Source organism: Actinosynnema sp. NPDC050436 (assembly GCF_040655415.1).
In the GTDB taxonomy this organism is placed as follows: domain Bacteria; phylum Actinomycetota; class Actinomycetes; order Mycobacteriales; family Pseudonocardiaceae; genus Actinosynnema.
On the sequence record NZ_JBFAJV010000019.1, the window covers coordinates 119,848 to 133,227 of the forward strand.

Below are 13,380 nucleotides of genomic sequence, written 5' to 3' on the forward strand. Positions count from 1 at the left end.
GGGCGCGGCCCCACGGCTCACGCCCGGTCGTCCTTCCTGGCGTGCTTGGCCTCGGCTGCCCGCGCCGCGTCGTCCCGCTGGATGTCGACCTCCTCGCGGCGCACGGTGCCGGCGACCTCGTGCTGCTCGGTGACGGTCTCCTTGTCCAGGCGCACGTTCTCCACGGCCTCGGCGTGCTTCTGCACCACGGGCTCCTGCCGGCGCAGCGTCACCTCGGCCTCCTCCTCGGCGAACGGCTTCCCGCCGTGCGTGCCGTCGGCGGGTTCGCGCACCACGCGGACCTCTTCGTGCGTCACCGGGACGGTCACCGTCCGCTCCTCGGTGACGATGTGCTTGACCAGCCGCACGCGCCCGGCCTCGACCTCGCGCGTGCCGACGTCGAGCCGCTCCTCGTAGCGGGTGACCGACTGGTCGTCGCGCGTGGTGGCGCGGTCGCGCCGGGGGTCGGTCGTGGCGGTGCGGTCGGTGCCCATCGCGGCGGCGTTGTCGCGGACGGAGCGCTCGGTCCCCTGACCGCGCAGGTCGCCGCGCACCGACTGCTCGGTCCGGTCACCGCGCGCCGCGTCGGTCTTGGCCGTCTGGTCGCGGAGGGTCTTGTCCCGGCCGCCGCCGGGCAGCCGGTCGTGCTGACCGGTGTTCGCGGACGGGATCAGCCCGTAGTACGAGTACAGCTCGTCCTGCTGCTCGTCGGACATGTGCTCGTCGGCGACGTCGATCTTCGGCGAGTCCTTGACCTGCTTCTTGTCCACCGGGACGGTGATGTGACCGGAGGCGACCTCCGCGTCCTGGATCGGCACGAACGACTCCTTCGTGCCGAACAACCCGGTGTGCACGGAAGCCCACATCGGTCGCCCGTCGCGGTCGTCCAGCCACACCTGCTTCACCGACCCGATCCGCTCGCCGTGCGGATCGATCACGTCGCAGTCGTACAACCGGTCCACTTCGGCCTGGTTGATCATCGCTTCCCCTTCGCCGCTGTGATTCCCTGCGAAGGCGGACTACCCGGCCCCCCGAACGGACCCAAACCGACGGTCACCCGTACGTGTGGCCGCCATCCCGCGAAAGAGATTCGGGAAGTACGGAAGGTCACAGAAAGTGGCCGCCCTGGAGAGCGGCTACGGGGAGGCGGGCGTGGTCAAGCGGCGGTTGGCGAGCACGGGCAGCGTGCGGCGTGCCTGCTCCACGGCGGCCACGTCCACGTCCGCGAACAGCACGCCCGGCTCCGCGCCCAGCGACCCGACCACCTCGCCCAGCGGTGACGCGACCGTGCTGCACCCGATGCCGGTCGGAGCGCCGCCCGGGTCGGTGCCCTGCACGTCGGGGTCGGCCTGCCCGCATGCCAGGACCCACGACGTGCTGTCCAGCGCCCGCGCGCGGACCAGCAGCTCCCACTGCTCCCGCTTGCCCGGCCCCGCGCCCCACGACGCGCCCAGCAGCACGGCGGACGCGCCCCGGTCGGCCAGCGCCCGGAACAGCTCGGGGAACCGGACGTCGTAGCAGGTCGCCAGGCCGAACACGACCCCGTCCACGGTGAACACCACCGGCTGCGCGCCGGGCGCGACGGTCTTCGACTCGGTGAACCCGAACGCGTCGAACAGGTGGATCTTGTCGTAGCCGGCGTGCAGGCCGCCGCCGGTGACCAGGAGCGTGTTGGCCACCCGCCCGTCCGGCGCGGGGGTGAACATGCCCGCGACGACCACCACGCCGTGGTCGTCGGCGATCTCCCGCACGGCCGTCGCCCACGGCCCGTCCAGCGGTTCGGCGACCGGGCCGAGCGGCACGCCGAACCGGCACATCGCGGCCTCGGGGAACAGCACCACCCGCGCGCCCCGGGCGCGGGCCACCCCCGCGCGCAGCAGGTCGAGGTTGGCCGCCGGGTCGGCGGAGGAGGTGATCTGGCAGAGCGCGACACGCATGGCACCCACCATAGGTAGTGTCAGGTCCCGTGCGCTCCCCGTTGCCCCCGCTCGTCCTGTCCGCCGTCCTCGTCGCGGCGGGGTGCACCGGGAACACGACACCGAACGCCGAGAACTCCGCCGACGGCAGCGCGATCGTGCTGGCCGACGGTGCCGAGCCGGCCACGCTCAACCCGCTGCTCGGGTACGGCCGGGACGGCGTGTCCAAGATCTACGACGGCCTGTTCGAGCACCGCGCGGACCGCTCGCTGCGCCCGCAGCTCGCCGAGGACCTGCCCAAGCCCGCTGCGGACGGCCTGTCCTGGACGGTGCGGCTGCGCGGTGACGTGAAGTTCTCCGACGGGTCGGCGTTCGGCCCGGAGGACGTCGTCGCCACCTACCGCGCCCTGCTCGACCCGGCGGCGGGCGCGACCGAGCGGTCCCGCTACGACGGGCTCACCGGCGTGGAGCAGCTCGACGTGCGCACGGTCCGGTTCACCCTGGCCAAGCCGTGGGCGGCGTTCCCGCACCTGCTGACGCTGGGCGTGCTGTCGAGCGAGTCGTTCAGCGTGCCGCTCAAGGACATGGCCCCGGTGGGCACCGGGCCGTTCCGGGTCGTCGAGTGGCGCAAGGGCGACCGGCTGATCCTGGAGTCCAACCCCGGGCACTTCGCGGGCGAGCCGAAGATCCGCAAGCTCACCGCCGTGTTCGTGCCCGACGACAACACCCGCGCGCAGCGGATGCAGGCGGGCGAGTTCGACGGCGCGGAGCTGCCGCCCCGGCTGGCGCAGCCGTTCAGCGGCACGAGCGGGATGCGCGTGGTCGCCCACCGCAGCACCGACCTGCGCGCGGTGACCCTGCCCACCGGCCCGGTGACCGGCGACCCGGCGATGCGGATGGCGCTCAACCACGCGGTCAACCGCAAGGGCCTGGTGGACAACCTGCTGGGCGGCAAGGGGTCACCGGCGGCGACGCCCGTGCCGGACACCATGCCGGAGTTCTACGACCCGACCGCCGCGTTCGCCTACGACAAGGTGCAGACCGAGGTCCAGCTCGACCAGGCGGGCTGGGTGCGCGGCACCGACGGCGTCCGCGCCCGCAACGGCGTGCCGGCGCGGTTCACCCTGATGTACCCGATCGGCGACGTGGTGCGCGCCGACCTGGCCACCGCGTTCGCCGCCGACGCCAAGGCGATCGGCGTGGACGTCCAGCTGGCCGGCCTGAGCTGGGAGGCGATCACGCCCCGGGTGGGCGCGGACGCGCTGCTCTACGGCGGCGGCACGCCGTTCGACCCCGACCTCACCGCGTACCGGCCGCTGCACACCGGCAACCCCTGGGGCTACACCAACTCCCAGGTCGACGCGGCGCTGGACGCGGGCCGCACCCTGCTGGACCCGGCGCAGCGGGCGGCGGCCTACCGGCAGTTCCAGCAGGCGTACGTGCTGGCGCCGGGGATGGTGGTGCTCACGGCGGTGCAGCACACGTACGTGCTGCGCGACAACTGGACCGGGTACCAGGAGGTCGTGGACGCGCACGCGCACGGGCCGCTGTCGTGGGGGCCGTGGTGGAACCTGGAGAAGTGGGCCGCCCGCTGAGCGGTGCTCCGCCGTACCGGGCGCGGTGCCGGCGGGTGTGAGGTGTTCGGCCGCGTGGGTGCGGGATCGACCCTCGGCGTGGCGCGGGTGGATGGTGTAGACGGGAAGGGTGAGCCGGCCGCGGGCCGGCACCGGACCTCGGGGGCCCTGTGATCGACCTGAACGCCGTCCGCGCCGACACGCCCGCCGCGAGCCGGCGGGTCTTCCTCGACTCGGCCGGCTCGTCGCTGCCGCCCCGGCCGGTGCTGGACGCGGTGGTCGGCCACTTGGAGCGGGAGGCCGAGGTCGGCGGTTACGTCGCCGCGCGGGAGCGCGAGGACGACCTCGAAGCGGGCTACGGCGTGTTCGCGGAGCTGCTCGGCGCGGAGCCCGACGAGATCGCGTTCACCGACAGCGCGACCCGGTCGTGGCTGGCCGCGTTCGACGCCGTGCCGCTGGCCGCCGGCGACCGGGTGCTGATCACCGAGGTCGAGTACGCGGGCAACGCGGTGCCGATCCTGCACCGGGCCCACGAGGTCGGCGCGAGCGTGGAGACCATCCCGTCGGACGCGCGCGGCCAGGTCGACGTGGAGGCGCTCAAGGAGCTGCTGGACGAGCGGGTCAAGCTGGTGTCGCTCGTGCACGTGCCGACCAACAGCGGCCTGGTCAACCCGGTCCGGGAGGTCGTCGAGGCGGCGCACGGCGTCGGCGCGCTGGTGCTGCTCGACGCCTGCCAGTCGATCGGCCAGCTCCCGGTCCGGGCCGACGAGCTGGGCGTGGACCTGATCTCGGGCACCGGCCGCAAGTGGCTGCGCGGGCCGCGCGGCACCGGCGTGCTGGTGGTGCGGCGGTCGGCGCGCGAGGTGCTGCGGCCCCGGCTGGTCGACCTGCGCAGCGGCGAGTGGGTCGGGCCCCGAGAGTACCGGCTGCGCGAGGACGCCCGGGTATTCGAGCTGTGGGAGGCCGCCGTCGCCGACCGGCTCGGGCTCATCGCCGCCGCCCGCTACGCCCTGGACCTGGGCGTGGACGAGATCCGGCGGGAGGTCGCGGACCGCGCGGACCGGCTGCGGCGCGGGCTCGCGCAGGTGCCGGGGGTGGAGCTGCGCGACATCGGCGAGCAGCGGTCGGGGATCGTCACGTTCACCGCCGGGCGGCCGGTGGTCGAGCTGCGCGAGGCGCTGGCCGGGCACGGCGTCGTGGTGAGCACCAGCCACGTCGGCTCGACGCTGCTGGACATGACCAGGCGCGGGCTCGACGGGGTGATGCGGGCATCACCCCACTACTTCGTCGAGCCCGCGCAGGTCGACCAGGCTGTGGAGGCTGTCAGCAGGTGCGTCCGATGATGCGCGGAACGCAGTCCGAATAGGTCAAGAACAGCTCCACGGCGCTGTCGTTGCGTGCCGTCTGCGGCGCGATCTGGGTGTCACGCGGGTAGAACCCGGACGTGCCGCCGGCGGACCTGGGGTACATCTCGAAGGTGTAGCTCCAGATCTTGTGCTGGAACCACATCCAGTCGTTCACGCTGCCGTCGGTGATGTACAGGTCGCTGGACTGCTCGGGCGTGTAGCCGTTCAGCGACGCCATCCGGCGGCCGAGGGTGGAGAACGCGCTCTGCTGCGTCGCGTCCAGGCCGGGTGCGGTGTCGGCGGTCGTGTAGCCGTAGGGCCACAGGATCAGCTCCGAGTACGTGTGCCAGTCGATGTGCGACTTGATCTGCTGCACACCGCCGACCACGCGACCGTTCACGAAGTCGCGCACCCGCTGGGTCTCCGGCGCGGAGAACGCCGAGGGGCCCCGGTAGGTCTCGCTGGACGGGCTGCCGCTGGAGCCGCCGCAGCAGCCCCACTTGTAGCCCCAGTTCCGGTTCGGGTCGGTGCCGCTGCCCTGGCGGTTCTTCCGCCACGCCCGGAACGAGCCGGACGCGATGTCGTACTCGGCGCCGTCCGGGTTGACGCTGGTGACCACCCAGATCTCGCGGGAGTCGACCAGGTTCTTGATGGCCGGGGTGGTGGCGTAGCCGTCGGTGTACTGCTTGATGATGCGCAGGCACATCTCGACGGTGAGGTGCTCGCGGGCGTGCTGGTTGCAGGTGAACAGCACCTCGGGTTCGGCCTCGTCCGCGCCGGGGTTGTCGCTGATCTTGAGCATCCAGAGGTCGCGGCCCTCGTACGACTTGCCGATGCTGCTGAGCTTGACCAGGTCCGGGTGGTCGCGGACGGTCTGGTTCAGCTCGGCGACCATCTCCTGGTAGTTGTGGTACCCGGTGTAGCCGGACGGGAAGTCCTGGGTGCCCGCGTCCCCGGTCCGGTCGGTGAAGTCGGCCTTGCCCAGCGCCGCGAGCTGGGCGTCCGCGTCGCCCAGGCTCTTGAGGGGGAGGCCGGTGGCGCGCAGCTGCCACTGCTGCCGGGGTTCGGCGATCACGGTGAGCGTCGACCCGCTCAGGCCGAGCACGTCGACACCGGTCCGGGCCACCTTGGTCCGGGCCTCCGAGGTCGTCGCGGTCACCTCGAACATGGTCCGCTCGGGTGAGTCGGTCGTGCTCGGCTGGGCCGTCACGGTGTGGAAGGGCAGCACGAGCGTCAGACACACACCGAGCGCGGCGGCCACGAGGCCGCGCCGCTTGAAGGACATTGCGCCTCCATCATCAGCAGGGTTTGCGACGGAGTTGTGCCTACGCAGCGTGGCCCGTTTGTCACAGTTCGGCATATCCGCCGTTTGTCGGGTTCCCGGTGCTTTGCCCGCCTGACAGTTAACAGACCAATCCGGTCGGTGGTCCGGCGGTCCGCGCGGGGGGCGGCGATATTCGCATCCGCAGAATTGCGGCCGATCAGAGTAGTACTGGTGCCGGTGTTCGGTCTAGTGGGGAGGGCTGGTTGACTGGTCGCGCTCGTTCGGGGGTGGACGTGATTCGGGGTGGGTCGTGGTGCGTGAGTGGTGGGTGCGACAGGTGGCGAAGGCGTCCGGGAACTCGGTCGTCTTCCAAGCCGGGCGGGACCTCGTCGTCAAGTTCCAGCAGTCGCCGAGGCTGCGGTGGGGTACGTGGGGCGTCCTGCTGGCGGTGCTGACGTCCCTGCTCTACTGGTCGGCGGCCCAGCCCCGGTGGAGCTACGCGCTGCCGCCGGGCCGTTTCGCGCCGCCCGTGCGCACGACGACCGCGCCGCCGGTCGTCACCTCGGCGATGACCACGGAGCCCGTGGTGCCGAAGGTCGAGCCGACCACGGTGGTGCGCGCGGTACCGGTCGAACCGGCACCGGTGCCGCCCACGACGGTGGCACCCGCTGCGGCCGTGCCCGCCGCCGTGGTGGCGGGACCGGCGATCGTCATCTCGCGGGGTGCGCCGACCAGCAGCTCGAAGTGCGAGAAGGGGAAGTGCTACTGGATCGACACCCGGCTCACCGGGTTCGCCGCGAACAAGCCGGTCAGCGTCGAACCGATCGGCAACGGGCGCAACTTCAGCGACCCGTGCGAGGCGGTGACCGACGCGTCCGGAGCAGCCGACTGCAACGACACGCGGTACGACGTGCCGGGAGCCGTGGTGTACGTGTACGTCGACACGCCGCAGGGGCGGGTGGAGTCGAACCGGATCACCTGGCCGTCTTGAGCCGGAGTCGTCCGGGGTCGCCCGGCGTCTTCTGAGGTCGTCTGAGGTCGTCCGGGCATTTCGGGGGTTCGTGAGTCTCGTTTGCCGGTTGTGCGCCGGCGGGTCGCCGGTCGGGTGAGGCGGGGTGGGAGTGGGGGGAGCGGCCTGCGGGAGGTTGGGCCGGACGGCTTACCCTTGGCGTCATGCTCAACCGCATCGACCTGCGAGGTCGGGTCCCGTCTCCGGCTGAACTGCGCGCCGCGCTGCCGCGCGCCGAAGTGGACGTGGACGCGGTGCTGCACCACGTGCGGCCCATCGTCGAGGCGGTGCGGGAGCGCGGGGTCGAGGCCGTGCTGGAGTTCGGCGAGCGGTTCGACCACGTGCGGCCGGCATCGGTCCGGGTGCCGGCGGCCGAACTGGACCGCGCACTGGCCGAACTGGACCCGGCGGTGCGGGAGGCGCTGGAGGAGTCCATCGCGCGCGCCCGCAAGGTGCACGCCGACCAGCGGCGCACCGACACCACGACGCAGGTCGTGCCCGGCGGGACGGTCACCGAGCGGTGGGTGCCGGTCGCCCGCGTCGGCCTCTACGCCCCTGGCGGCCTGGCCGTGTACCCGTCCAGCGTGGTCATGAACGTCGTGCCGGCCCAGACCGCCGGCGTGGAGTCGCTGGTCGTGTGCTCGCCGCCGCAGGCCGAGTTCGGCGGCCTGCCGCACCCGACCGTCCTGGCCGCCGCCGCGCTGCTCGGGGTCACCGAGGTGTGGGCGGTCGGCGGCGCGCAGGCCGTGGCGCTGCTCGCCCACGGCGGCGTGGACACCGACGGCGGCCCCCTCGACCCGGTCGACCTGGTCACCGGACCCGGGAACATCTACCTGACGGCCGCCAAGCGGCTGCTGCGCGGCCTGATCGGGATCGACTCCGAGGCCGGGCCGACCGAGATCGCGGTGCTGGCCGACGCCACCGCCGACCCGGTGCACGTCGCCGCCGACCTGATCAGCCAGGCCGAGCACGACACGCTCGCGGCGAGCGTGCTGGTCACGACGTCGGAGGAGCTGGCCGACGCGGTCGACGTCGAGCTGGAGCGCCAGGTCGGGGCGACCAGGCACTCCGAGCGGGTGCGCACGGCGCTGACCGGGCGGCAGTCCGGCGTCGTCCTGGTGTCCACTGTGGACCACGGCTTGCGGGTGGTCGACGTGTACGCCGCCGAGCACCTGGAGATCCAGACCGCCTCGGCGCGCGAGGTTGCGGCGCGGGTCCGGGCCGCCGGGGCGATCTTCGTCGGGGCGCACTCGCCGGTGTCGCTGGGCGACTACTGCGCGGGGTCCAACCACGTGCTGCCCACGGGCGGCTGCGCGCGGCACTCGTCCGGGCTGTCGGTGCAGACCTTCCTGCGCGGCATCCACGTCGTGGACTACAGCGAGGACGCGTTGCGCGAGGTCGCGGCGAAGGTCGTGGCGTTGGCGGAGGCGGAGGACCTGCCGGCGCACGGGCAGGCGGTGACGGCCCGGTTCCGTGGACCTGGTGCCGGCGTCGAGGTCGGGGCCGGGGTCGAAGGCGGAGTGGATTCGGCGGCGTCGGTGGGTGAGGGTCGGTGAAGGTGGTCGGTGAGCAGGTCGGGTTGGCGGATCTGCCGCTGCGGGAGGACCTGCGCGGGCGTTCGCCCTACGGCGCACCGCAGCTGGACGTGCCCGTCCGGCTGAACACCAACGAGAACCCGTACCCGCCGTCGGCCGAGCTGGTCGCGGAGGTCGTGTCGGAGATCGCGCTGGTCGCCGGGGAGCTGCACCGGTACCCGGACCGGGACGCGGTGGCGTTGCGGGAGGACTTGGCCGCGTACCTGGCGTCCACCTGCGGGGTGCCGTTGACCGAGGCGAACCTGTGGGCCGCCAACGGTTCCAACGAGATCTTGCAGCAGATCCTCCAAGCGTTCGGCGGGCCTGGGCGCACCGCGCTGGGCTTCGAGCCGTCGTACTCGATGCACCCGATCATCGCGGCGGGCACGCGCACGGAGTGGTCGCCCGCACCCCGGCGGGACGACTTCTCGCTGGACGTGGAGCGGGCGGCGGAGATCGTGGCCGAGCGGCGGCCGGACGTGGTGTTCGTGACGAGCCCGAACAACCCGACCGGCCAGAGCATCCCGGTCGACGAGCTGCGGGTGCTGATCGACGCCGCACCGGGCGTGGTCGTGGTGGACGAGGCGTACGCGGAGTTCTCGTCGCGGATCAGCGCGGTGACCCTGCTGGAGGAGTTCCCGCACAAGCTGATCGTCAGCCGCACCATGAGCAAGGCGTTCGCGTTCGCGGGCGGTCGGCTCGGGTACCTGGCCGCCGCGCCGGCGGTGGTCGAGGCGCTGCTGCTGGTGCGCCTGCCCTACCACCTCTCGGCGCTCACCCAGGCGGCGGCGCGGGCCTCGCTGCGGCACGCGCCGGAGACGCTCGGGTCGGTGGCGCTGCTCGCCGCCGAACGCGACCGGGTGGCGGGAGCGCTGGCGGGCCTGGGCTTCGACGTCGTGCCCAGCGACGCGAACTTCGTGCTGTTCGGCACGTTCGAGGACGCGCGCGCCGCGTGGCGGTCCTACCTGGAACACGGCGTCCTGATCAGGGACGTCGGCATCGCGGGTCATCTGCGGGTGACGGTCGGCACTCCGGAGGAGAACGACGCGTTCCTCGCCGCTAGCAAGGAGGTCGGTCGGTGAGCCGGGTCGGCAAGGTGGAGCGGACCACCAAGGAGTCGTCGGTGCACGTCGAGGTCGACCTCGACGGCACCGGGCGCGTGGAGATCGGCACGGGGGTCCCGTTCTACGACCACATGTTGACCGCGTTGGGCGTGCACGGGTCGCTGGACCTGGTGGTGCGCGCGACCGGGGACGTCGACATCGACGCCCACCACACGGTCGAGGACGTGGCGATCGTGCTGGGCCAGGCGCTGCGCGAGGCGCTGGGCGACAAGGCGGGCATCCGCCGGTTCGGCGACGCGTGGATCCCGATGGACGAGACGCTGGCGCACGCGGCGGTGGACGTGTCCGGGCGGCCGTACTGCGTCCACGTGGGCGAGCCGGAGCAGTTCACCGCGTTCACGATCGGGGGCAACTACCCGTTCGTGCTCAACCGGCACGTGTTCGACTCCCTGGCGTTCCACGCGGGGATCGCGCTGCACGTCCGGGTGGAGTACGGGCGCGACCCGCACCACATCACGGAAGCGGAGTTCAAGGCCGTCGGGCGGGCGTTGCGCGCGGCGGTGGAGCCGGACCCGCGAGTGGGGGGCGTGCCGTCCACGAAGGGCGTGCTGTAGAGCGCCGCGCAGACGTGCTGAGGCTGGAGGGGTGTTGTAGTGCCGAAGGAGTACGTGGTGATCGGGTTGCTCGCGCTTGCGGGCTTTCTGATCGGCGGGGTGTACAGCACGTGGAAGACGGCACGCGGGTTGGCGATCGTGCTGGCGGTGTTGGTGGTCGTCGCCGTGGGCGGTGCGATCGCCTGGCTCGTCTGAGGTTCGGCTTCGAGGTGGGATCGTCGGGCCTGGGAGAGGTGGGTCGTCGGGTCTAGGGAAGCCGCCTGAGGTACTCGGGCGGCACTGACTGGGTCAGCCACACGCCGTTGGCGCTCACCCGGAACTCGTGGCCGTCGGCGTGCATCCGGCCGGCGGCCACCTCCAGGACGACGGGCCTGCCCCGGCGTGCGCCCACGCGGACGGCGGTGTCGGTGGTCGGGGACAGGTGCACGTCGTGGCGGGCCATCGGCCGCAGCCCCTCGGCGAGGATGTCGGGCAGGAACTTCGCCACCGTGCCGTGGTAGAGCACGGCCGGGGGTTCGGAGACCGGGAGGTCGAGGTCCACCTCGACGGTGTGGCCCTGGTTGGCGCGGATGCGGCCGGCCTCGACGGCGTAGCGCTGCTTGTTGTCGCGCGCGACCACTTCGAGGACGTTCTCGCGGGTGGTGCGCAGCGCCCGGACGAACGCGTCCAGGTCGACCCAGCCGGACGGGTCGAGGGTGAGACCGGCCGACTCGGGGCTGTGGCGCAGGTGTTTCGACATCCGCTTGGAGAGGCGGATCAGTTCTTGTTCTTGCACGGCGCACAGTGCAGCACGCTGGGTGGGGGTGCGGCCAGCGCGTTTCGCGGATCTGGGGAGGGGAAGCGGTCAGGTTCCCCCCTCGCTGGCCGGCTTGAGTTTGGGAGCGCCTGGGCCGTCTGAGGCTTGTTCGTCCTCGAAGTTGTGCAGGAAGCAGCTCCGCAGGGACAGGCAGCCGCAGCCGATGCACGACGTGAGCCGGTCGCGCAGGCGGATCAGCGCGTCGATCCGGGCGTCCAGCTCGGTCTGCCAGGAGGCGGAGAGCCTGCTCCAATCGGACTTGGTCGGCGTCCGGTTGTCGGGCAGCGTGGCGAGTGCGTCGTGCACGTCCTCCAGGCTGAGGCCGACGCGTTGCGCCGTCCGGATGAACGCCAGCCTGCGCAGCACCGAGCGGGGGTAGCGGCGCTGGTTGCCGGCGGTGCGCTCGGACGCGATCAGCCCCCGTTCCTCGTAGAACCGCAGGGCGGTGTGCGGCACGCCGCTCCGCTCGGCGACCTGGCCGATGGTCAACATGTCCGGCAGCTTGCTCACCGGCCCATCCTAGGGCTTGACCTCGACCTAAGTCGAAGTTGTTCGCTGGGGTCATGGCAGTGGCGAGCGAGTGGGGCTTCGCGGACATCCCCGCGTTGTTCGAGCGGATGTCCGGGGACGAGAAGCACGAGTGGGCGGCGGCGTCCACGCTGCACGTGCTGTGGGTGCTCTACGACCGGGTGCTGGACGTGTCGCCGGAGCGGGTCGACGACCCCGACCGGGACCGGTTCCTGCTGTCGAAGGGGCACGGACCGATGGCGTACTACGCGGTCCTCGCGGCGAAGGGGTACCTCGATCCGTCCACTCTGGACACGTGGACGCAGTGGGACTCGCCGTTGGGCCAGCACCCGGACCGGGTGCTGGTGCCGGGGGTGGAGATCAGCAGCGGGTCGTTGGGGCACGGCCTGCCGATCGCGGTCGGGATGGCGGTCGGGCTGCGGTTGCAGGGGCGGTCCGCGCGGGTGGTGGTGCTGGTCGGCGACGCCGAGCTGGACGAGGGCAGCAACCACGAGGCGATCGCCCTGGCCGGGCGGCTGGGGCTGTCGAACCTGACGGTCGTGGTGGTGGACAACGAGTCCGGAACGCACGGGTGGCCCGGAGGGGTGGCCACCCGGTTCGCGGTCGAGGGCTGGGACGCGTCCACTGTGGATGGAAGGGATCAGGACGCGCTGCACGCGGCGTTCACGCGGGCGGACGCGGGGCGGCCGGCAGTGGTCGTGGCGAAGGTCGGGAAGGGGTGAGCGGGGTGGGGGCGTCTTCCATGCGGCAGGTGTTCGTGGACACGGTGGAGGAGGTGATGGAGACCGATCCGCGCGTGGCGGTGGTGCTGGCCGAGATTTCCCGGGACGTGTTCCGCGCGTCGCCGAGGGTGGTGAACGTGGGAATCCGGGAACAGGCGATGGTGGGGGTCGGGAGCGGGCTCGCGCTGAGCGGGATGCGGCCCGTGGTGCACACCTACGCGCCCTTCTTGGTGGAACGGCCGTTCGAGCAGATAAAATTGGATTTCGGGCACCAGGACGTGGGCGGGGTTTTCGTCAGCATCGGTGGTTCGTACGACGACCCGGTATGGGGGCGGACGCACCAGGCGCCGGGGGACGTGGCGCTGTTCGACACGTTGCCGGGGTGGCGGATCATCGTGCCCGGCCATCGCGGGGAAGTGGAATCGGTGGTCCGCGAGGCATTGGCCGGTGACGACCGGGTTTATATCAGGTTGTCGTTGCGGGAGAATGCACGGCCTTATCCGGTCGGCCCGGGGTTGACGGAGGTCCGGCGCGGGCCGGCCGGGGTGGTGCTGGCCGTGGGGCCGATGCTGGAGCCGGTGCTCGCGGCCACGGAGGGGATGGACGTGACCGTGCTGTACGCGACCACGGTCCGCCCGTTCGACGGGGCGGGGTTGCGGGCGGCGGTGGCCGGGAGACGGGCTGACGTGCTGTTGGTGGAGCCCTATTTGGCCGGGACCTCGGCGCACGTGGTGGCTGAGGCATTGGCCGACGTGCCGCACCGGTTGCGGGCTTTGGGGGTGCGCCGGGAGGCCGAATTGCGGGCGTACGGGACTGCCGAGGACCACGATTCCGCGCATGATGTGGATGTGGTGGGAATTGCTGCTGCGGCTCGGCGGTTCTTCTAGAAAAAAGATCAAAAGCGGCGCTCGCCGCTGGGCAGGCCGCCGGGGGAGAAGTGCGGTTCGTCGTGTTCTCCCCGTGTGGCCTGGTCTGGAGACAACCACCCTTTGCC

The 13,380-nt window shown here is 72.1% G+C and carries 14 protein-coding genes; 9 read left to right on the forward strand and 5 right to left on the reverse strand.

From position 1 onward, the window contains the following. Positions 1-17 precede the first annotated feature (17 nt). Both AB0I60_RS33185 and AB0I60_RS33190 read right to left on the reverse strand, forming a co-directional pair. On the reverse strand, positions 18-959 hold the full coding sequence (locus tag AB0I60_RS33185) for a PRC and DUF2382 domain-containing protein (RefSeq protein WP_360736993.1): 942 nt from the start codon (positions 957-959) through the stop codon (positions 18-20). 156 nt (positions 960-1,115) lie between these two features. Continuing rightward, a complete protein-coding gene (locus tag AB0I60_RS33190; RefSeq protein ID WP_360736996.1) occupies positions 1,116-1,916 on the reverse strand; it encodes a carbon-nitrogen hydrolase family protein in 801 nt (266 codons plus the stop codon). A 29-nt stretch (positions 1,917-1,945) separates the two neighbouring features. Here AB0I60_RS33190 and AB0I60_RS33195 point away from each other — a divergent pair, with 29 nt between their 5' ends. Both AB0I60_RS33195 and AB0I60_RS33200 read left to right on the forward strand, forming a co-directional pair. Next, complete coding sequence (locus tag AB0I60_RS33195) at positions 1,946-3,490, forward strand: ABC transporter substrate-binding protein (RefSeq protein WP_360736999.1); 1,545 nt, start codon at positions 1,946-1,948, stop codon at positions 3,488-3,490. 149 nt (positions 3,491-3,639) lie between these two features. Beyond that, a complete protein-coding gene (locus AB0I60_RS33200; RefSeq protein ID WP_360737001.1) occupies positions 3,640-4,812 on the forward strand; it encodes an aminotransferase class V-fold PLP-dependent enzyme in 1,173 nt (390 codons plus the stop codon). Here AB0I60_RS33200 and AB0I60_RS33205 read toward each other — a convergent pair. Then, entirely contained in the window at positions 4,793-6,100 is a 1,308-nt protein-coding gene (locus AB0I60_RS33205; protein WP_360737004.1) for a M14 family metallopeptidase, read from the reverse strand. The two genes, AB0I60_RS33200 and AB0I60_RS33205, sit on opposite strands and share 20 nt — an antisense overlap. A gap of 292 nt (positions 6,101-6,392) precedes the next feature. Between AB0I60_RS33205 and AB0I60_RS33210 the strand changes: the two genes are divergently transcribed. The 5 genes from AB0I60_RS33210 (at position 6,393) to AB0I60_RS33230 (ending at position 10,535) form a co-directional block, all read left to right on the forward strand. Beyond that, positions 6,393-7,070, forward strand: a complete 678-nt coding sequence (locus AB0I60_RS33210) for a hypothetical protein (protein WP_360737006.1) — start codon at positions 6,393-6,395, stop codon at positions 7,068-7,070. Between the two features lie 182 nt (positions 7,071-7,252). After that, entirely contained in the window at positions 7,253-8,644 is a 1,392-nt protein-coding gene (hisD, locus tag AB0I60_RS33215) for a histidinol dehydrogenase (protein ID WP_360737008.1), read from the forward strand. A 2-nt stretch (positions 8,645-8,646) separates the two neighbouring features. Further along, positions 8,647-9,744, forward strand: coding sequence for a histidinol-phosphate transaminase (locus tag AB0I60_RS33220; protein ID WP_360737048.1), 1,098 nt, complete (start codon positions 8,647-8,649; stop codon positions 9,742-9,744). Continuing rightward, positions 9,741-10,340 (forward strand): imidazoleglycerol-phosphate dehydratase HisB, encoded by a 600-nt coding sequence (gene hisB, locus AB0I60_RS33225; protein ID WP_360737011.1) that lies wholly within the window; start codon positions 9,741-9,743, stop codon positions 10,338-10,340. The genes AB0I60_RS33220 and hisB overlap by 4 nt, the downstream gene beginning before the upstream one ends. A gap of 57 nt (positions 10,341-10,397) precedes the next feature. Next, a complete protein-coding gene (locus tag AB0I60_RS33230; protein WP_360737053.1) occupies positions 10,398-10,535 on the forward strand; it encodes a hypothetical protein in 138 nt (45 codons plus the stop codon). Between the two features lie 52 nt (positions 10,536-10,587). Here the strand turns inward: AB0I60_RS33230 and AB0I60_RS33235 are convergent, their stop codons facing one another. Beyond that, positions 10,588-11,115 carry an RNA 2'-phosphotransferase gene (locus AB0I60_RS33235; RefSeq protein WP_360737014.1) on the reverse strand — a complete coding sequence of 176 codons (528 nt, stop codon included), beginning with the start codon at positions 11,113-11,115 and terminating at the stop codon, positions 10,588-10,590. Between the two features lie 69 nt (positions 11,116-11,184). Further along, positions 11,185-11,646, reverse strand: a complete 462-nt coding sequence (gene soxR / locus AB0I60_RS33240; protein ID WP_360737016.1) for a redox-sensitive transcriptional activator SoxR — start codon at positions 11,644-11,646, stop codon at positions 11,185-11,187. Positions 11,647-11,699: 53 nt separating this feature from the next. On the opposite strand from soxR, the gene AB0I60_RS33245 reads away from it, so the two are divergent. Together AB0I60_RS33245 and AB0I60_RS33250 are read left to right on the forward strand one after the other, a co-directional pair. Continuing rightward, positions 11,700-12,386: a thiamine pyrophosphate-dependent enzyme gene (locus AB0I60_RS33245; protein WP_360737018.1), complete on the forward strand. Its 687-nt coding sequence runs from the start codon at positions 11,700-11,702 to the stop codon at positions 12,384-12,386. Between the two features lie 20 nt (positions 12,387-12,406). Beyond that, positions 12,407-13,273, forward strand: a complete 867-nt coding sequence (locus AB0I60_RS33250; protein ID WP_360737051.1) for a transketolase — start codon at positions 12,407-12,409, stop codon at positions 13,271-13,273. Positions 13,274-13,380: the final 107 nt, after the last annotated feature.